The organism is Enterococcus sp. AZ196, from assembly GCF_050498845.1.
Taxonomy (GTDB): domain Bacteria; phylum Bacillota; class Bacilli; order Lactobacillales; family Enterococcaceae; genus Enterococcus_A; species Enterococcus_A murrayae.
This window is the reverse complement of record NZ_JBIPAM010000001.1, coordinates 1,993,836-2,014,092: the sequence shown is the minus strand read 5'-3', so window position 1 is coordinate 2,014,092 and position 20,257 is coordinate 1,993,836. Positions and strand designations below refer to the sequence as shown.

Sequence of the window (20,257 nt, the reverse complement as noted above, 5' to 3'; positions counted from 1 at the left end):
TAATTTAAAAATGACTTAAAATGATAATTTGACCTTAAATTAACTATATAATATAATTATTTTATAAAAATATTTTTATATTTTGTAATTGTTAATCTAATTAGCATAAAAATGCTTATTTTGTCGAATGATTTTTAAAGAGAATCAATCATAAATATAGCATGAAGAAAGGAGAAAATGATGCAGTTATTGATTTTAACCAAGGTTCCTTCTTATGAGGAAGCCTTCGAAACCCAATTAAAACAACTAGGAAATGAGGTTTACTGCTCAAATAATTTAATTGCCGCACTAAAAAAAGAGGGGTTTAACAAGCAATTTTTATTACAATTTGACGGAATCATTTTTAGTGAATCGTTATATGACAAAGAAGTAGAGGAATTGATCCAGAAAATGCAATATGGCCGATTCAAATTTTTTCGCCGTGTCGTTGAAATTCGTCGCGATGAAGCGATGGAGTCAAATTTTGATGGCTTGATTCCTGTAAACTCAAACTTGGAAAGATTACGAGAGCTTTTATTAATTGCTGAAATTTCTCGCTTAGCATTTCAAAAGGAGGAATATGCTCAGAAAATGAGTGTGAAGCAAAAACTGTCTGATTTGAATTTAAAATTAAAGCAAAAAGAAATAGTCGATTATTTGATCCAATCTGGCAATCGAACAGTATCTAGGGAGGAAATCAGTCGCCAAATTTGGAACAAAGAACCAAATAAGTCTGTTTTAGCGAGCTTGTCAAAGGTGGTCTCCAAAGTAAATGAAAAGCTGGAATATGAATGTGGACATGGAGCAATTCAAACGGTATGGGGGCAAGGCTATCGATTAAAAAAGGAGTTTTTTGATTATTTTGAAAACGATCTTCCAGAAAAACAAGCGGCTGAAGTTGAGAATTAGGCAGAGAGTTTAAAAACATTAGGGAGGTGACGCTTAACGGGCAGCAAGCAAGAAAATTATTGATGAAAAAAGGAGCGAAAAAGAAAAGGAGTGTACGAGAATGAAAACAAGAATCACAAAAATTCTTGGCAAAATGACTCGAGTAACAGCGACCATTTTTATGGTGCTGTCGTCATTGGGTGTCAATGGTCTGTCTATGATCGTTGAGGCAAAACCGGCAAGCGGGAATACTGGCTATGGGCAAAATGCTTACGGTTATATGTTTGAAGGTGGTGCAGGAGATGTACGGACTATTTCCTATGCTACAGGCGGAAATGAACCGATGGGGAATAAGTTCATGTTTTGTACAGAGTCAGGGAAATATGTAAGCCCATCATCTAATTTTACAAATGCTAGTAAGTCAGTAGATTCGTCTAATGCAGCAGCCATAGGGGCATTTATGTATCACGTATTAGTTGCTGCGCCGATGCCAGACCATACGAACCATGCAGCGATGTCATATTTTACCCATACCGAGTTGGAATCATCTTCAGCAACTAGAGCTGATTTTTTAACAAAATTTAACAGTCGATTAACTAGTGGTGATGCAGAAGCTGTTGCGACTAAAAAGAAGAATGATGAAATCAGGGCATTGGCTAATGATTATTATGGACCATATACATTATCACTAAATCTAACTGAAGTTGCGGGTCAAAAGAAAGCTAATATGAACTTATCGCTTAAATCAGCAGCAGGTAAAGAGATGAAAAATGTTGATTTGCGTCTGTTTGGCGGCAAGTTAGAAATGAGTATGACAGGAGGACAATTTGTACCTAAGTCCGGTGGAGCAGGTTCTGGAACAATTACCTTAAACAGTATTGCTGAATTAGACAACTATACAGCGAACCAAGGACCAGCTGGCAATCCCTTGAACATTACGGCAAAAGTGACTAAACTTCCTGGCCACCAAATGCAGCGTTATGCTTGGGCAGACAGTCAGAATATGATAACTGCCTATACTGCTACTGGGCTAAGTAAAGAAGCGTCAGCCAAGATTGAGTTTACAAAAGTGCAAGAAAAGTTCACGCCAATCGGAACAACTGTTTCTAAACAAGATGTGCAAATCGGACAACAGTTATCTGATCAAGTATCGATTAGTGTGGAAGGAAACAAGCCTTGGCCGAATATTGTTAATACTGAAACGCCAGTCCCGGCTTCATTTGAAATTGACTGGTATTATTCGCCAACAGATTATGGAAATCAAAAAATTGATGTAAATAGTTTACCTGGAGATGTAACAAAATTACCTCACACGGATACATTCACGGTAAATGCTCCGGGTGCAAGAGAGGTACCTTCGGCAAACGTCGCCGACAAACAAGGATTCTATTATCCTGTTTTAAAACTAATTAAGAGCAATCAGAATACACCGGATGCTTTTGAAAAAGGTTTCCAAGCGCAATTTAATGAAGAGAACGAAAAAACCAAAGTCATTGAAAAGTTTGCAGTTCAAGGAACAACGGTTTCTAAGGTGCAAATCAAAGAAGGCGAAAACCTAGCAGATAAAGTGAGTATTTCTTTGGCTGAAGGAAATTGGCCAACGATTATCGGGACGAATAATAAGGTTCCAGTGAAATTCCAAATTGATTGGTATTACTCAGTAATCGACTATGGTACGCAAAAGCTTGATGTAAATAGCTTGCCGGGAGATATTTCTTATATCGGCAGCGATACTCAAACCGTAACCGCAGCCGGGGATTACACTGTCACATCTCAACACAAATCAACTGGACCAGGTTTTTATTATCCAGTATTGAAAGTTGTTGTGGCAGATCAAGCAAATCAAGAGCATTTTACGAAAGGTTTTCAAGCACCGTTTAATGACGACAATGAAAAAACGATCACTAAATGGAAACCAGAGGTAAAAACGGAAACAACCGTAGCGCAATTATCACCAAAAGGTGGGAAAGTTGCTGATAAATTAACGGTTTCTGGAAACAAAGATGGCCATGAGTTAGTTGTTAAGAGTACCTTATATGGTCCTTACTTGACTAAGCCAGACTTTATTCAAAGTCCCAATCAACATGAAGGTGGAAAAACAACCGTGCCGGCAGGGTCAAAAGTTGCTGGATCTGTTTCAACAACAATCAATGGAAACGGTACGTTTACTACGCCTGAGATTGAGGTAACAGAAAAAGGATGGTACGTGTGGGTAGAAGAAATCACATCTACAACCTATACGGAAGAATGGCATTCGAACTTTGGCAGCAAGGATGAGTATGTTGTTGTTCCGTGGGTACCAAATATTGAAACAACCGTTTCAGATGCTTCAGGTACAGTTGGTGCTCAAATTTACGACACGATCAAAGTGCTGGATCTTCCTGGAATGTGGGGGCTGTCAATCGATGGCAAAGGCAATTTGAATGATTGGAGCAGCAAAAATCCTGAATTGATTGGTAAAGATCGTGACCCAGATAAGAATGGGGACTACAATTTGCCGAATGGTTGGGGAACTGGCGGCGAAACGGCTGAAGAGCTGACTGCTACTTTCACCATGTACTACAGTCCAACAAAACCCATTCGAGATGATAAAATCCCTGCTGGTGCAGAAATTTTTGATGTTGTAAAAGCACCGCTAATCTCTGGTGAATTACGGACAACTGAGTTTAAAGCTTTTGATAAAGCAGGATGGTATACGATCGTTGTTACTGGCGGCTCCGATTCAGGACGTTTGGCTAAATTCCAAACAGATTACGGTATTCCTTCTGAAACGGTTCATGTCCCATCAGGTAGTGAGGAAGAGTTCTATACTCAAGTAAATGAAGAAAATGTTTTTTCTAATATTCCTGTGTATGACAGTTTGCATGTGAACAAGTCCTTGACAAGTGACAATGCAGAAGTAACCTTCACACTATATAAGTACAGTGACAAAGCCAATGATTTTGATTATTCACAACCTAAGGAAATCGCTAAATCTTCTAAAGGAATGCCAATCAAAAAGTATGGCGAATATAAATCAAACGCTAAAGGTTACGGCTTAGAGGATGTTCGAGTAACCGACGAAGGAACATACGGCTGGGTCGCAAAGGTTGTTGATACTAAAACCAATAAAGTTATCTATGAAGGAAAACACGGCGATCCTGGAGAAGTTTTTAATGTACACAAGCTAAATATTCATACGAAGGCGTCTAGTAATGACACTTATCTAGGAGAACCAATCTATGACACGGTGATTTTAGAGACGACTGTTCCAGATGGGTACTATGTAATCGTTGATTTATACAAATTCTCCGATAAGATCAATGATTTTAGTACTGCTGAAAACGCGACAGCAGCAGATATTGTCTGGACTTCTGATAAGATCAAAGTCAGTGCTTCTGGTGAATACAAATCAGGAACATTTACACCAAAAGAAGTCGGATCATATGGATATGTGGAGAAATTGTATGACGACAAAGGGAATTTAGTTCACACTGGTAAAAAAGGTGAAGAGACGGAAAACGTGATTGTTCGACCTAAAATTGAAATTGGAACAAGTGCGAAGGACAAAGATTCTGAAATCAATGAAGGAAATGCGGTAGATGAAAACAGTCAGCCGAAAGAAGAGATGACAATCATCGATACCGTTTCTTATAAGGATTTAGTAGTAGGACGCGAATATACTGTTAAGGGTGTCTTGATGGATAAATCAACAGGCCAAGCATTTGTTGATTCTGAAGGCAAGAAGGTAACCGCTGAAAAAACATTCTTAGCAGATAAAGAAAATGGCACGATCGCTTTAGAATTTGTCGTGAAGAAAACAGACATGCGCGGAAAAACGGTAGTCGTGTTTGAGAAGCTTTACGAAGGTGAAAAAGAAGTCGCGGTTCACGAGGAGATTACTGATAAAGATCAAACAGTAAATTATCCTGAATTGGAAACAAACGCCAGTGATGCTGGTACAGGAACGAATGAAGGAAACGCAGCAGAAAAAGTAACGATCAAAGATGAAGTGAGTTACAAAAATCTGATTGTTGGCCGTGAGTATACCGTTAAAGGTGTATTGATGGATAAAGCAACTGGGCAGCCATTCTTAACCGCCGAAGGTCAGGAAGTCCATGCTGAGAAGAAATTTATTGCTGAGAAGAAAAATGGCACGATCGAATTGGAGTTTGTAGTAACAAAAGGAGATTTGGCTGGTAAAACAGTTGTAGTCTTTGAGAAACTATACAACCAAGACAAAGAAGTGGGCTCCCATACTGACATAGAAGACGATGACCAAACCGTTTCTTATCCTAAAGTCGGTACGAAAGCCGCTGAGTCTAGTATACACGGTGATAAAGTAGTTATCGAGGATAATGTGTCATATGAAAATTTAATTCCAGGAAAAGAATACACTGTTAAAGGTAAATTGATGGATAAATCAACAGGAAATGTATTCCTAGTTGATGGTAAAGAAGTGACCGGCGAAACAACCTTTAAAGCACCAGATTCAGGTAAGGGAACAGTTAAAGTAACATTTACCTTTGATCGCAGTGCGTTGAAGGACAATAAAGAACTGGTAGTCTTTGAACGTCTGTATGGCGCTACTGGAAAAGTTGTTGCGACTCACGAAGATATCGATGACGAAGACCAGACGGTGCCGGTACAGCCTCCTGCAGAAGTGAAAACATCTGCAAAAGACCAAGAAACCGGCATGAATCAAGGAAATGCGAAGGAAGAAGTAACGATCGTTGATACAGTTTCTTACAAGAACTTGATTGTAGGTAAAAATTACACTGTCAAAGGTATCTTGATGGATAAGGGAACAAATCAGCCATTTAAGACAACAGATGGTAAAACCGTTTCAGCAGAGAAAACTTTTACAGCTGAAAAACAGAATGGTACGATCGACCTTGAATTTAAGATTACAAAAGGTGATTTAGCTGGTAAATCAGTCGTCGTTTTTGAAACATTGTATCTAGGAGAAAAAGAAATTGCTTCTCATACCGATATCAATGATGATGACCAAACAGTCGATTTCCCAGAAGTGGAAACGAAAGCTATCGACAAAGATACGGAACAAAATGAAGGATTAGCAAAAGAAGAAGTAATCATTGTTGATACCGTTTCTTACAAAAATCTTCAAATCGGTAAAGAATACACCGTTAAGGGTGTCTTGATGGATAAGAAAACGAATCAACCATTCTTAACAACTGAAGGTAAAGAAGTTCATGCTGAAAAAACCTTTACCGCTGAGAAGAAAAATGGCACGATCAATCTTGAATTCGTGGTAACAAAAGGTGATTTAGCAGGCAAAACAGTTGTCGTCTTTGAAACTCTTTATCATGAAGATGTCGAAGTGGGCTCACATACCGATATCGAGGATGAGGACCAATCAGTCAATTATCCGAAGGTTGGTACGAAAGCAGCGGAAACTTCGATTCATGGTGACACCATCGTGCTTGAAGATACTGTAACGTATGAAAACTTGAAGCCGGGGCAACAATACAAAGTTGACGGTGTCTTAATGGACAAAGCGACTGGCAAACCTTTCTTAGTAAATAAAGCAGAAGTTGTTGGTTCAACAACCTTCCATGCAAGCAAAACAGGTTCAGGAACGGTTAAGGTAAAATTCACCTTCAATCGTAATGCGTTGAAGGAAAACCAAGAACTAGTCGTCTTTGAAAAACTTTATGGTGTTAAAGGTGTCCTAGTTGGTACTCACGAAGACATCAATGACAAAGAACAAACGGTTGAAGTGAAGCCCGAAGTTGAAGTAGAAACAACAGCGGTTGATAAAGATACTGAAATGAATGAAGGACTTGCGAAAGAAGAGGTCCGCATCATTGACACTGTTGAATACAGAAACTTAAATGTTGGTCAGGAATACACGGTTAAAGGTGTCTTGATGGACAAGGCAACGGGGAAACCATTCCTGACAACCGAAGGCAAAGAAGTTCATGCTGAAAGAACCTTTACAGCAGAAAAACAAAATGGCACGATCGATCTTGAGTTTGTGGTAACGAAGGGGGATCTGGCTGGTAAAACAGTCGTTGTCTTTGAAAAACTTTACCACGAAGATAAAGAAGTTGGTTCACATACGGACATTAATGATAAAGATCAATCCGTCAACTATCCTGATGTCGGAACAAAAGCCTCTGAAACAAGTATTCACGGAGATACTGTGAAGATTAAGGATATCGTTTCTTATGACAATCTAGTGCCAGGTAAAGAATATAAAGTCACTGGTGTCTTGATGGATAAAGAAACAGGTGAAGCCTTCAAGGTAGATAACAAGGAAATCACTGGTGAAGCGACTTTTACAGCAAATAAAAAAGGTACGGGTACAGTAGAAGTTGAGTTTGCATTCAGTCGTAAAGCCTTAGAAGATCCTAAGAATCTAGTCGTCTTTGAAAAACTTTACAATTCGGCTGATAAACTCGTTGGTACTCATGAAGATATCAATGATAAAGATCAGACGGTCGAAGTCAAACCAGAAGTTGAATTAGAGACAGATGCGATTGACAAAGATACTGAAATGAATGAAGGTCTTGCCAACGAACGAGTGACGATCGTGGATACCGTTTCTTACCAGCATTTAAATGTTGGTCAAAACTATACCGTTAAAGGTGTCTTGATGGACAAAGCAACCGGAAAACCATTCTTGACTCGTGAAGGTGATGAGGTTCGTGCAGAGAAGACCTTTAAAGCAGAAAAATCAAATGGTACGATCGATTTGGAATTTGTTATCAAACGCGGCGATCTAGCAGGAAAAACAGTGGTTGTCTTCGAAACACTTTACCATGATGAAAAAGAAGTGGCAGCCCATACAGATATCGAAGATGAAGCTCAAACAGTCACTTATCCGAAGGTTGGGACACAAGCTTCTCAAACAACGGGAAGTACGGATAAAGATGTAAAAATCAAAGATATCGTTTCCTATGAAAACCTTGTTCCTGGTAAGGAGTATACCGTTGAAGGTGTCTTAATGGATAAATCAACTGGCAAACCATTTATTGTTGCTGAAAAAGAAGTAACAAGTAAGGCAACCTTTACGACTTCTGAAACAGGTTCGGGTACGATTGAGGTTGAATTCATTTTCCCACGCAATGAAATTAACGAAGAAACAGTGTTGGTTGTCTTCGAAAAACTTTACAATGCGGAAGGAAAATTGGTTGGCGTTCACGAAGATCTTGAAGATGAGGATCAAACTGTTCGTCAGCCGCAGGTTTCAACAAAAGCAAAAGATAAGGACTCAGGTACGAATGAAGGCTTTGCTGATGATGAAGTAACAGTAGTTGATGAGGTTAGCTACAAAAACCTGATTGTAGGCAAAGAATACACGGTGAAAGGTGTCTTGATGGATAAAGCGACCAACAAGCCATTCTTAACTCGTGATGGCAACGAGGTTCATGCAGAAAAGACATTTAAAGCAACGAAACGCGATGGTACTATTGAGTTGGAATTTAAGATCACGAAGGGTGATTTAGCTGGTAAAACTGTCGTTGTTTTTGAAACCTTGTATCAAGACAAAAAAGAGGTAGCAGCTCACACGGATATGGAGGACAAAGATCAGTCCGTTCATTATCCAAAAGTTGGGACGCAAGCAGCTGAAATCAGTAAAGATAGTGATGAAGACGTTATTATCCATGATATCATCTTCTATGAAAATCTAATTCCAGGTGAAAGCTATACTGTTCGCGGGAAATTGATGATGAAAGAAGCAAACGCACCTTTCACTGTCATGGGGCGTGAAGTAGAGAGTCAATCAACTTTTGTAGCAAGTGACACGGGCACTGGAACGGTCGAGATGCGTTTCACTTTCCGTCGCAGCCTATTGTCGAATGACTTAACACTGGTAGCCTTCGAAAAATTATTTGACGCGAAGGGCAATTTGATCGGTTCTCATGAAGACATTAATGATGAGGCGCAAACCGTGACAGTTAAGAAGACGAATCCTGACCTGCCGTCTACTAAGGGGGACACCTTTACTGATGGTGGCAACTTGTCGGGTGGATCATCATACGGAACTAGCGGCGGGGGGACTTTACCGCAGACTGGTGAACAAGTATTGAAGATTCTACCATATATCGGATTTGTTATCGTTGTTCTAGCAGGTGCATTGTATTTCTATAGAAAGAAACAAGTTTAATTCTCGAAGTTCGACGTGAGTTATTCCAAACGAAAAAGTACCCCGCTCAAAAATATTTTTGAGCGGGGCTTTTTATCGTTCTAAAAGGTGTGAATTGAGCTGAATGGGCTTTTTCAATGAAAAATAAATTTTAGGCTGCGGTAGCTAAATCCAAATTCTTTTCATTAAAAGTATCTCCATGATTCAAATCACCATATTTCAAGCCGCGTTTGAACCAATTGATTCGTTGCTGGCTAGAACCATGAGTAAAGCTATCCGGTACTACATAGCCCTGATATTCCTTTTGCAAGGTATCATCTCCAATCGCGTTCGCTGCAGCGATCGCCTCTTCAATGTCTCCTTCTTCCAAAATCGGTTGGCCTTGGTAGGTTTCCCCCGCTAAGTATTTTGAAAAGCAGCCAGCTAGATAATCGGCCTGCAATTCCAAACGAACGCTATATTGATTGTATTCAGATTCAGAAACATGCTGTCTTATCTTATCCAACTGTGCAGAGATACCTAGCTCGTTTTGGACGTGATGCCCAACTTCATGAGCGATAACGTAAGCCATGGCATAGTCCCCTGTTGCACCATATTTATTAGATAGCTCATCAGCGAAGCTCAAGTCCAAGTATACATTTTGATCTGCAGGGCAATAAAATGGTCCGACCTGTGAACTAGCCTGTCCACAAGCAGAATGAACACTATCAGTGAATAGCACAAGCTTCGGATTTTGATAGGATTCGTTAAGTTGTTCGAATTCATCATTCCAATAATCTTCCAAATGGGCAAAAACAACCGCCGCAAATTCTTTTTGATCCGTGTACTCTTTTGAAGAAACATTTTTTGTTTCATAGGCTGCAGGGGTAATACCGCCACCCAAAGTATCGGTCACTGTACTTAAATCACCGCCTGAGATAAAGAAAACAATAATAGCAATCAAAAAAATGCCGATACCTCCACCAGCAGCCATTTTCCCTGTCGGACGGCCGCTGCTGCCTGATCGATCCTCGACATTTGAACTTTGCCGATCTCCTCGCCAACGCATAATACTTTCCCCCTTTTTCTCTCAAGTTTATTTTATTCGAAAAGCCCGATAGAACCAAAAATTATGATCAATAACTACTTTGGAGAATAAGCCTTTTTTAAGTAGGGCGGATAGTATTCAATCGATTGAATTATAAGAATTGTTATTTTAATGCGAGAGAATCTGTTGAAATATTTAATGTGAACTTGATAAGTTTTACTTTTATCTTTGTATTTATTTTCACTATTTTGATAGTTTATAAAATATTTGGGTAAAAAAGAATCGAGCGTTTTCAGTCAGAATTGGCATCTAAATGTTGATAAATCAAGGCTATTCGATGTTTATTCAATAATTTAAAAAATATTATTGAAATGTATTTGTAACATTTCTTTTATATGCATGATATATCACTGTGTTAAAATTACTTCTGACGTTATGCGATCTATCATTCTAAATCAACATAATAGCCGGAGGAATAATTAGTGAAAAAGAGTTTATTATCAGCATTGTTAGTTTGTACAATCGCTGTATCAGCAGTACCAAGTATTGCTTTAGCCGATAACTACGATCAACAAATCCAAGAAAAAGATCAAAAAATTAGTGATTTGCAAGGAAAACAATCGGATGTTCAAACACAAATTGATGAATTAACAGGTGAAATTGCTACAGTCAGCGGAAAAGTCAAAGACTTAGAAGCAAAGCAAGATCAATTAAATAAAGATACAATGAAGTTGCAAGAAAAAATCGCTACTTTGAAAGTACGTATCGCAAAACGTAACGAAGTAATCAAGAACCAAGCCCGTGATACACAGGTGAAGGGACAAGCTTCTAATTATGTTTCAGCTGTTTTAGAAGCAGACTCATTATCAGATGTAATTGGCCGAGTTCAAGCGATGTCAACAATGGTCAAAGCAAACCATTCTTTGATGGAACAGCAAAAAGCCGACGAAAAAGCGGTTGAAGAAAAAGTCAAAGACAATGAAACGAAAGTTGCTGAAATTCAAACGAACCAAAAGGAATTGGAAGCACAAAAAAATGAGATTGCTAACAAACAAGCTGAATTGAATGTTGTGAAAGCAAACTATGCTGCAGAACAAGCAACAGCTGAACAAGATAAATCTAAATTGAAGAAACAACAAGAAGAAGCAAAAGCAGAACAAGCCCGTGTCTTGAAACAACAGCAGGATGCTGAAAAGGCTCGTAAAGCTGAAGAAGCACGCCAAGCCAAAGAAGCGGAAAAAGCTCAAAAAGCTTTCGAAGAATCTCAAGCTAAAGCAGCTCAAGAACAAGCAGAGCAAGCCAAAGAGGCAGCTGAAAGCTCAACTTCTACTGCATCATCAAGTACGAGTGAAGAAAGTTCAACGTCATCTTCTGCAACGACAGAATCAAAAACTGAGACAACAAGTTCAGCCAATGATACAAATACACCAGCGCCAACACCTGCACCATCAACAGGGACAGGCGGAAACAAAGTGGATCACACAGGTTCTGGTAATATGTATGCAGTAGGACAATGTACATGGTATGTTAAAAATGTTGCACCTTGGGCTGGCACTTATTGGGGGAACGGATGCCAGTGGGGCGCATCAGCAGCAGCTGATGGTTTCCAAGTAGACGGCTCACCAGCAGCTGGTTCGATCGTTGTCTTTGCGCAAGGTCAATCAGTTGGAACATGGAATGCGGACCCTTCATACGGACACGTTGCTTATGTTCAATCATACAATGCTTCAAATAATACAATCACTATAACTCAAGGCGGTATGGGATTCCCATCACCGACTGGACCAAATACTGCGACATTAAGCGCAGCCGGCTTACAATATATTCACCCATAAGAAATAAGCAAAAGAGTTTCCGATTTTTTCGGAAACTCTTTTTTTGAATTTCAAAAAAGGGAAAAAATTGAATCAACCGCTTTAACGATAACCGGCTTCACGGACTAGCTTTATCGATAATAAGCTGAGCGAGTTCGCGAAGCCTTTCGAATAGAAAGAGATTGCTAACTAGAATTTTTCAAATCGAGAAGCAATAACTAGAATTATAAATAAGTTAGCAAGTCTTGAAAAAGCAGTGCACTAGAGGCGGCACCGGGATCAACATGGCCAATCGAACGTTCTCCTAAATAGGAAGCGCGCCCTTTTTTAGCTTGTAGTTCGCTTGTGTGTTGTTCAGCTGCTTTGATGCTATCTTTTGACAAAGCCGCTTTTTTTAATTCTTGGACAACGGGGTACCAGACATCCACCATGGTCTTATCTCCAGGGGTTGCTTTTCCACGAGATTGAATACCTATTAACCCTGCTTCTAACAATTCACCTAATTGTTTCTCACTAGTAATTTCTGTAATATCTTTTGTCGCTTTAGTTAAACTCATAAAAGCTGAACCATATAAGGGACCAGAAGCGCCTCCAACTTTAGAGATCAATGCCATGGAAAGAACCTTGAAGGTATCGCTAATTGTACTTGGCTGTTTTGCTTCAAAGGCACTCCTATATTCACTCATACCTCGGTTCATATTATTTCCATGATCACCGTCACCAATTGGTGTGTCTAATTCGCTTAGATAGTCTTTATTTTCTTCGATAGATTTACCAAAGTCTGATAACCAAGCTTGAATTTCTTTCACTGTTACTCTCATTCTTTCCTACTCCTTTAATAGCTATTCTTTTTACCAAGAGATTGTTGAGACATCGGCCGATAAAGCTTTTTGCCAAGTCTCATCTGTTAAATCAATGAAAGTCAGTGATACCCCCTGCATATCAATAGAGGTCATGTAATTGCCGACTTTATGGAAAGAAACCTGGATATTTTCTTCAATCAGCAAATTCAAAACATCATTGATAAAGATAAACTGTTCCATTAATGGTGTGCCGCCCATCCCATTGACTAAGACACCAATTTTTTTGGGCTTTTGATCGTAAGCATGAATCAGCTTTCCAACAAGTTCTTTAGCTAGTGCTTTCGAAGGCTGTAATTTTTCTCTGCGGTAACCTGGTTCACCATGAATGCCGACACCAAATTCAATTTCATCTTCAGCGAGTGAAAAGCCCGGTTTGCCAACTTCTGGAACTGTTGCCGCTTTTAAGGCAACGCCGATTGTTTTCGTAGATGAAACGACACGATCGCCTAGTGCCTTTAGCTCGTTTAGACTTGCTCCGTTTTTAGCATTAGCTCCAAGAATTTTATGGACCAAGACAGTGCCTGCTACTCCGCGTTTACCAGCTGTGTAGGTACTGTCTTCTACTGCGATATCATCATCTACTACAACGATCTCAACAGGAATATCGTTCATCTCTGCTAAATCCTTAGCCATTTCAAAGTTCAAAATATCCCCAGTATAGTTTTTAACGATCAATAGGACTCCCTCGCCTTGATTTGCTTCATTGATGGCTATTTCGATTTGATCGGGTGTGGGTGAAGTAAATACATCACCTAAGACAGCGGCACTCAACATTCCGTTGCCGACAAAACCTGCATGAGCCGGCTCATGTCCACTGCCGCCGCCAGAGACAAGTCCTACCTGTTTAGCGGTGGTATTTTTTGCAATAACCCGAGAATCACCGATTCGATGGACGAGCTCAGGGTAGCTTTTGACGATACCAGTAAGCATTTCTTCGATACTGTCTTTTGGCTCATTGATGATTTTTTTCATTTTAATTCCAACCCTTCATAGGAGCATTTTTTGCTTCTGCTAAAATATGTTCGACGTCATCGGAAACGCTCGCGGTAATTCCAGCAGCGAATGCGCCTTCAACTAATGGGGCATCAACCAAAACATACTTAGCCTGTTGATCCTCCTCTAACATATCAAAGGCTAGTTCAGCACTTAAAACGGCGCTGCCTAGATCGGCGAAAACGAAGAATTTATCGACTGACTTCGCTTTGTTAACTGCTTCGACGATTTTGGTCGGATCACTTCCTAATTCACCATCGGAAGTGCCGCCTAAAGAAATGATTTGAAGCGATTCGCTTTGAGCCATCTGTTCGATCATTTCCTTGATTCCATCTGTAATTTTTTGACTATGAGAAATTAGTAAAATTGCTTTGTTCATCAAACTGCTCCTTTCGTTTTTTTGATCAATCTGTAAATGGGTTATTTTTGATGAGCATCTTTGTAGGCTTGGCCGATTCGATCAGCAACGATGATGGCATTGGCAACTTCTTCTTCAACAATTGGAAACGGCATTGAATGAATCGATTCTTCTGAGATTGAAGCAATTTTGGCTACTTCTAAGGCTTCTTCAAAGGTGATTGATTCGACACCAAGATCGGCTAAGGTAAGTGGTAGGCCAATCGCTGCCATGAAATCCATCACAGCATTTATTTCAGCTGTTTCTGCGTTTTCTAAAACTAGCTGTGCTAAAGTCGCAAAGGCTACTTTTTCTCCGTGAAGGTAATGATGAGTTCCTGAAAGAACAGTCATCCCATTGTGGATTGCATGAGCTGCAGCTAATCCGCCGCTTTCAAAACCTAAACCAGATAGCAAGATGTTCGTTTCTACGATTTTATTTAATGCTTCTGTTACGAGGTTAGCGTCACAGGCTATTTTTGCATTTAACCCATCCTCTTGCAGGTGTTCCCAACAAAGCTTAGCCATCGCTAATGCCGCATAAGTACCGCTGGCAGGAGGAGTCAACCCTTCACGAGATCCCATTGGCAGGCTTGCATTTACTCGTGAATAGGAATTATGGGTGGCACGAGCTTCAAAATAGGTGGATAATGCATCTCCCATACCTGCAACTAGGAATCGAGTAGGTGCTTTGGCGATGACTTTAGTATCTACCAGCACGACGCTAGGGCTTTGCTTGAAATAAGCATAGTCGTCAAAAGAGCCATCAGCATGGTAAAGTACAGCCGAATGTGAAGTTGGTGCGTCTTGAGCTGCAATCGTAGGTACGATGATCAATCGCTCGCCTTCAGCAACGACCTTTGAGGCATCAATTGCTTTTCCGCCGCCCAATCCAATAATACAATCGGTTTGCTTCTCTTTAGCGATCGCCTGCAAACGTTGGGTCTCATCTCGGGTCACCTCGCCATTGAATCCGCCTTCAACAAATGAAATGTTGAATCTCTTCGCTGTCGCATCAAGCTGCGGGCGGACACGTTCGACATCATCAGGATTGGCGATCAGCAACGCGCTCTTACCGAATGTTGCAACAAAATAGCCTAAGTTTAGTAACTCGTCTTCTCCTTGAACGTATTTAGTTGGTAAAATTAATGCTTTTCTCATGGGTGAAACCTCCTTAGTTTTAAGTACAAGGTAATCATAAAGCGTTCTCACAGGAAAAGCATTGAACTATGTTACCGCTTTCTTGCAGAAATCAATTGAACTATTTTGTTAAATAGGATTATTTTGTGATTTTACAAGAAAGTTCTATAATGCAATGGAGAGGTGATCGTGTGAGTAATACACAATTTGATATTGAACAGGTTTTGGATTTGAACAAATGGGAGGCGGTTCAAGAAAGTATTGCGATCGCCACGCATTTAGCTATTATTTTGGTGGATTATCGAGGAAAACCGATTACGCGACATAGTGAAGTGAAACCGTTTTGTCAATTGGTTCGTAATCATCCGGAGCTTTCTGTTTACTGTGAAAAGTGTGATTCGCGAGGCGGGCTTGAAGCGGTTCGAACAGGGCAACCATTTTTTTATCGCTGCCATTTTAATATTGTCGATATGGCGATTCCCATTATGATTGACAATCGCTATGTAGGAGCTATTATGGCTGGGGAGATTTTATTAGCTGAAGGGCAGGAAGAGTTGGAGCAAGTGTTGCAATTAGAGGATCAACTCTATTTGAAAACATTCAAAAAGCAACATCAGGAGTTGATCGATCACTATCCGCGATTTAGTCAAGAGAACTTGAAAAAATCAGCGGAAATGCTGGAGAAAATTAGTGAATACATCGTTAGTGAGGCGATCAAAAAGGATTATCTGATCAAAGCGTATAAACAAACTTTACGTCTTTCAAAACAGAAGACATCATTTAACGAGGATGTGTTAGATTTAGAGTTCGTACAAAAAGATATCCAATATACAAAGTTAGAAAACCGTCTGCAAGAGTCTAACGGCGTGTATTTAGCCAAAAATAAGCTGCTGCAGCCAGCGATCGATCTAGTGTTTGAGAATAAAGAGCGTCATATTGATCTAAAAACTTTGGCGGCTGTGACCAATGTCTCGCCGAGTTACCTGAGCCGTTTATTAAAGGCGGAGTTTGGTGAACCGTTCAGTAAAATATATGGCAGGTTAAAAGTTTATTGGGCAGAACAACTGTTGGAAACGACAAATTGGGCGATTAGTGAAATCAGTGATGCACTTGGGTTTGTTGAGCCCAGTTATTTTGTTCGAAGCTTTAAAAAAATTACGGGCGTTACGCCATTGAATTATCGAAAAGAGAAAATGCGAACAGAATAGCTGTTGAGTAAAAGCTATCAGATAGGACTCTTTCAATTAGAGAGAGTCTTTTTATTATTTACTATCAAAAATGAATGATTCCGTTATAATGGACAGGTATGATTTTTTACATAGAAGGGAATCGTTTATTCATGCTTACGAAGCTTTCAAATTACATAAAATCTGATTTAATTGAACGAGAAACAAACGAAACACAAGACAGAGATACCCTGGAACAATTGATCGTTAAAAATGGTGGCCATTCTTTCAGTGAAGAACAACTAAGGGCAATTCGTTTTCCAATGCAGACGCATTTACGAATCATTGCTGGTGCGGGAAGTGGAAAGACACAGACGATTTGCGCGAAAGCGGCCTATTTAGTACTAGAAAAAGCAGTTGACCCAAAGACGATTATGATGTGTACCTTTTCCCGCAAAGCGAAAATGGAAATGGAGGCACGTGTCAATCAATACTTAGGCGGCTATGCTCGGATCAACGTTCAAACGTTCCATAGCTGGTTTAATGCAGAATATAATGATTTGGTGCGCCAAATCCCCTCGGCGAAGCAGTGGGGAATCGAAGCTGAGGTCAATGAGGAGCACTATTATCAAGCAATAAATCAATTGATCAAAAAATATCGGTTATATAATTTTGATAAATTTGAAGATCGAACGATCGCTTCACGGATTAGCTACTGGAGAAATATGGGTTATTCTGATCAAGAGATGGTTAATTTTATTGCAAAATATTTTGATAAAGAAGAGATTCTTCCAAATCAGCAATTGAGTAAGGTATTTCAGCAGTTTTTAGCTGAATTAGAAAAGTTGAAAAGAGTTCAGCAGTTTATCAATTTTGATGACATGCTGTTTAATTTAAAGCAGATCTTGGAAAAGGATGAATCAGCTCGTCATTTTTTACAGGAAAAATATCGTTACATTTTTATCGACGAGTTTCAAGATATCAATCCATTGCAAAAGCAAATCGTCGCATTGATTTGTCCGCCAGATAAACAGTCTGAGCAGATAAATTCAGGTAAGCTGATCATTGTTGGCGATGATGATCAAAGTATTTATTATTTTCGTGGAGCAGAGCCTAGTTATATCAAAGAATTTGAACAAGAGTACCAACAAACCACCTTGCAATTAATGACCAATTATCGTTCAGACGCACCAATTGTGGAGGCGGGAAACCGATTGATTCACTACAATGCGCATGATCGGTTAGAAAAAGTTATGACTGCCAACAAAACAACGACGGTTCATGATTGCTATGGCATTGGTTTTCCTGATGACGAGGCTGAAGCCGCCTGGATTGGACAGAAAATCCAAAGCCTGGCACGGAAAACACCTCTAGCTGACGGGAGCCCTGATTATCGCGATACGATGGTTTTATTTCCAACACGTGTACAATTACGTTCATTGTTGAAACAATTAGAAAAGCAGAACGTCCCGTTTGTCACACCCTCCAATGATGATTTGTTAGGGATTTTTGGACTACCATTGTTTAAAACGCTTTTCCAGCAGTTAGAAATGCTGGCGTCAGCAACATCCATGCAGCAGAAAAATGAGGCATTGAAAAAAATCATTCAACAATATGCCTTTTTTCACTATATCAAATTTGATGTCAGCGCTAAATTCAGCGAGGAGTTATTCAGCAAAAATAAATTCAAAATCAACGAGCTCATCGCTTTTTTAATCAGTGAACGAAAGCTCTCGCAGGCATCCCAGGATCAGGCGAAGGAATTCTTTAAGCAAATTTATTTGTTTTATCAACGGCAGCAACTGGATCTTGCTGCGTTTGCCGCTGCGTTATTAACGACACCAAAATTCAAAAAGGATTTGAGTGATGAAGAAGCTGATTGGCTGCAGAAAGAATTATCCGCAGCAGGCGATTGGCCCGGTCTTCTAGAGGCGTTTCAACAAACCAGTCAACAAAATCAAGGGATGAAAAAACGGTTGAATGACTATAATCAGGAAAAATTGAATGCTGTTTATTTATTGTCGATCCATGCTAGCAAAGGACTGGGAAAGAAAAATATTTTTGTCAAAGGTGTTTATCAAGATGCGCTGCCAAACCACCATACTGTCAAAAAAGCTGACTGTGATTTGCAAAAAGCAAAAGGCGAGGCAGCTCCGCCAACAACGTTAGAAGAGCAGCGGCGATTAATGTATGTTGCAATTACGCGTGCAAAAGAGAACCTTTATGTCACCTTTCCTAAGACAGTCAATAATAAAACGACTGCTGCCTCGCCGTTTCTAAAAGAGGCAGGTCTGCCTCTTAAAGAGTATCAAGAAAAATAGTATAATAATGAAGAAACGAGGAGGACTCATGCTGGATTTAAGATTAGAGATAGGCAATGCGCAATATTTACGAGCGGCCAGCTGCTATGTTCGTATGAAGGTCTTTGTTTTGGAAAGAGCTCTCGCATTGTCAGAAGAGTTTGATCAAAATGATACAGCTGATACGGTTTATTGTGTCCTTTTCGCCGGCTCACTGCCAGTTGCCACCGCTCGCCTGCTAACAGAAGCTGCTGGAATTGCACGCATTGGCCGTGTAGCGACAATAGATGGCTACCGAGGAAAACACTTGGGTAGCCAAGTAATCAGAGCTTTAGAGAATTTGGCCTTGGAGAAAGAGTTTAAGCAGATTTGGATTCATGCGGAATTGACTGCGGCAGTATTTTATGAAAAATTAGGTTATCTCAGAGATGGGGAGCTTTATGAAGAAGATGGCGTACCTTGTATTACATTGGTGAAAAGAATTTAAGTCAGTGTGTCGAAGGGATGGGAGAGCATGGATCATCAAGAGCAGGCAATGACATATTTTCAAGCGGGCTGTAACTGTTGTCAAGCGATCGTAGGGGCCTATTGCAAAGAAATAGGAGTAGGGCTGGATCATGCCAACAGCCTTGCTAGCGACTATGGCGGAGGGAATTACCAAGGATTATGCGGTGCATTAGCCGGTGCGTACATGGTAGCTAATTATTTAAAAGGAACGCCAGACAGGGCTGATCCTGCTAAATGTAAAGATGATGAGGCCGGAAGATTTTTAGTTGAAATGACACAAGCGTTTGAGGGAAAGTGCGGTTCATTGTATTGCACAAAGCTGCTAGGTAGAAAGCCATGTGTTGACTATGTTCAAGCAGCTGTAGCGATTATTGAAGACACTTTAGTTGAATAATGAGACGCGGGTCAGCCATTAGAGAAGATGACTGATCCTTTTCTATTCATATTTAAAAATGAAAATGGTTAAAAAGGATTTGTAAACTCAAAAGCATTATGTTACGATTTTCACTATCTAGAGAAAATGTATGATTATACGATTATTGGAGGCGGTATACATAAGATGAGTATTTCAACTATTTCAGAAATCAAAGAAAATCTTGTGAATTACTTGTTCAAATGGAAAAAGCAAATTGCCAGTGGATTAATGCTTCTTGCAGTTCTAATGCTTTTGACGATTGTGAACAGAGTAATGCCCAATAATTCTGCTTGGCTCCAGGGTGGTTGGACGAACCAATCGACCGGCTATTCGTTCAAAGCACAAAATGCTGAGTTTACTGACTGGATAATCAAATGTAACGGTACTACTGTTTTAAAACATGCGAAAGTTGCTGTCAATTCAAACAAAAAGCGAGTCGTAATGACCGATGATGGAAATAAAATCGAATACCATGCAATCAGAACGGGTCGTAAACAATTGAAATTGAAAGTAGTAAGCAATGGTAAAACAACAAGTTTAAGGGAACTAAAGAAAAAATAGTTGAAGATCAATCATCGAATGAGGTGATTGATCTTTTTTATTTAAAAAATCTCTGGGAGAACAATTCTTTGCTGGTATTTTGTAAAAATAGTACTATCAAGAAAGAGGTCATACTT

13 protein-coding genes are annotated in these 20,257 nt (G+C 39.7%); 8 read left to right on the top strand and 5 right to left on the bottom strand.

Annotated elements, in window-relative coordinates; genetic code table 11:
* Nucleotides 1–180 precede the first annotated feature (180 nt).
* Together IGI67_RS09675 and IGI67_RS09670 are read left to right on the top strand one after the other, a co-directional pair.
* Nucleotides 181–888, top strand: coding sequence for a helix-turn-helix domain-containing protein (locus tag IGI67_RS09675; RefSeq protein ID WP_429957560.1), 708 nt, complete (start codon nucleotides 181–183; stop codon nucleotides 886–888).
* A 100-nt stretch (nucleotides 889–988) separates the two neighbouring features.
* A complete protein-coding gene (locus tag IGI67_RS09670; protein WP_429957559.1) occupies nucleotides 989–8,980 on the top strand; it encodes a VaFE repeat-containing surface-anchored protein in 7,992 nt (2,663 codons plus the stop codon).
* A 130-nt stretch (nucleotides 8,981–9,110) separates the two neighbouring features.
* Here IGI67_RS09670 and ypfJ read toward each other — a convergent pair whose 3' ends face one another.
* On the bottom strand, nucleotides 9,111–10,007 hold the full coding sequence (gene ypfJ, locus IGI67_RS09665; RefSeq protein WP_429957558.1) for a KPN_02809 family neutral zinc metallopeptidase: 897 nt from the start codon (nucleotides 10,005–10,007) through the stop codon (nucleotides 9,111–9,113).
* A 461-nt stretch (nucleotides 10,008–10,468) separates the two neighbouring features.
* Here ypfJ and IGI67_RS09660 point away from each other — a divergent pair, with 461 nt between their 5' ends.
* Nucleotides 10,469–11,821 (top strand): PcsB-like coiled-coil domain-containing protein, encoded by a 1,353-nt coding sequence (locus IGI67_RS09660; protein ID WP_207110445.1) that lies wholly within the window; start codon nucleotides 10,469–10,471, stop codon nucleotides 11,819–11,821.
* 203 nt (nucleotides 11,822–12,024) lie between these two features.
* Here IGI67_RS09660 and dhaL read toward each other — a convergent pair whose 3' ends face one another.
* From dhaL to IGI67_RS09640, 4 genes are read right to left on the bottom strand one after another with little or no spacing between them, the layout of a single operon-like run.
* Nucleotides 12,025–12,621 (bottom strand): dihydroxyacetone kinase subunit DhaL, encoded by a 597-nt coding sequence (dhaL, locus tag IGI67_RS09655; protein ID WP_207110444.1) that lies wholly within the window; start codon nucleotides 12,619–12,621, stop codon nucleotides 12,025–12,027.
* A 30-nt stretch (nucleotides 12,622–12,651) separates the two neighbouring features.
* On the bottom strand, nucleotides 12,652–13,635 hold the full coding sequence (dhaK, locus tag IGI67_RS09650; RefSeq protein WP_429957557.1) for a dihydroxyacetone kinase subunit DhaK: 984 nt from the start codon (nucleotides 13,633–13,635) through the stop codon (nucleotides 12,652–12,654).
* Between the two features lies 1 nt (nucleotide 13,636).
* Nucleotides 13,637–14,035, bottom strand: coding sequence for a dihydroxyacetone kinase phosphoryl donor subunit DhaM (gene dhaM, locus IGI67_RS09645; protein WP_207110442.1), 399 nt, complete (start codon nucleotides 14,033–14,035; stop codon nucleotides 13,637–13,639).
* 41 nt (nucleotides 14,036–14,076) lie between these two features.
* Nucleotides 14,077–15,213 carry a glycerol dehydrogenase gene (locus IGI67_RS09640; protein ID WP_207110441.1) on the bottom strand — a complete coding sequence of 379 codons (1,137 nt, stop codon included), beginning with the start codon at nucleotides 15,211–15,213 and terminating at the stop codon, nucleotides 14,077–14,079.
* Between the two features lie 170 nt (nucleotides 15,214–15,383).
* On the opposite strand from IGI67_RS09640, the gene IGI67_RS09635 reads away from it, so the two are divergent.
* The 5 genes from IGI67_RS09635 to IGI67_RS09615 all read left to right on the top strand — a co-directional run bounded on the left by IGI67_RS09635 (nucleotide 15,384) and on the right by IGI67_RS09615 (nucleotide 20,141).
* Nucleotides 15,384–16,400, top strand: coding sequence for a PocR ligand-binding domain-containing protein (locus tag IGI67_RS09635; RefSeq protein ID WP_429957556.1), 1,017 nt, complete (start codon nucleotides 15,384–15,386; stop codon nucleotides 16,398–16,400).
* 131 nt (nucleotides 16,401–16,531) lie between these two features.
* Nucleotides 16,532–18,679, top strand: coding sequence for an ATP-dependent helicase (locus tag IGI67_RS09630; RefSeq protein ID WP_207110439.1), 2,148 nt, complete (start codon nucleotides 16,532–16,534; stop codon nucleotides 18,677–18,679).
* Between the two features lie 28 nt (nucleotides 18,680–18,707).
* Nucleotides 18,708–19,145, top strand: a complete 438-nt coding sequence (locus IGI67_RS09625) for a GNAT family N-acetyltransferase (RefSeq protein ID WP_207110438.1) — start codon at nucleotides 18,708–18,710, stop codon at nucleotides 19,143–19,145.
* 27 nt (nucleotides 19,146–19,172) lie between these two features.
* Nucleotides 19,173–19,559, top strand: coding sequence for a C-GCAxxG-C-C family protein (locus IGI67_RS09620; protein WP_207110437.1), 387 nt, complete (start codon nucleotides 19,173–19,175; stop codon nucleotides 19,557–19,559).
* 165 nt (nucleotides 19,560–19,724) lie between these two features.
* A complete protein-coding gene (locus IGI67_RS09615; protein WP_429957555.1) occupies nucleotides 19,725–20,141 on the top strand; it encodes a hypothetical protein in 417 nt (138 codons plus the stop codon).
* The last annotated feature ends 116 nt before the right edge of the window (nucleotides 20,142–20,257 follow it).

Coding starts and splice junctions, on each gene's coding strand:
- IGI67_RS09615 (WP_429957555.1), top strand. CDS start 19,725: ATGAGTATTTCAACTATTTCAGAAATCAAAGAAAATCTTGTGAATTAC.
- dhaM (WP_207110442.1), bottom strand. CDS start 14,035: ATGAACAAAGCAATTTTACTAATTTCTCATAGTCAAAAAATTACAGAT.
- IGI67_RS09670 (WP_429957559.1), top strand. CDS start 989: ATGAAAACAAGAATCACAAAAATTCTTGGCAAAATGACTCGAGTAACA.
- IGI67_RS09640 (WP_207110441.1), bottom strand. CDS start 15,213: ATGAGAAAAGCATTAATTTTACCAACTAAATACGTTCAAGGAGAAGAC.
- ypfJ (WP_429957558.1), bottom strand. CDS start 10,007: ATGCGTTGGCGAGGAGATCGGCAAAGTTCAAATGTCGAGGATCGATCA.
- dhaL (WP_207110444.1), bottom strand. CDS start 12,621: ATGAGAGTAACAGTGAAAGAAATTCAAGCTTGGTTATCAGACTTTGGT.
- IGI67_RS09675 (WP_429957560.1), top strand. CDS start 181: ATGCAGTTATTGATTTTAACCAAGGTTCCTTCTTATGAGGAAGCCTTC.
- IGI67_RS09625 (WP_207110438.1), top strand. CDS start 18,708: ATGCTGGATTTAAGATTAGAGATAGGCAATGCGCAATATTTACGAGCG.
- IGI67_RS09630 (WP_207110439.1), top strand. CDS start 16,532: ATGCTTACGAAGCTTTCAAATTACATAAAATCTGATTTAATTGAACGA.
- IGI67_RS09620 (WP_207110437.1), top strand. CDS start 19,173: ATGGATCATCAAGAGCAGGCAATGACATATTTTCAAGCGGGCTGTAAC.
- dhaK (WP_429957557.1), bottom strand. CDS start 13,635: ATGAAAAAAATCATCAATGAGCCAAAAGACAGTATCGAAGAAATGCTT.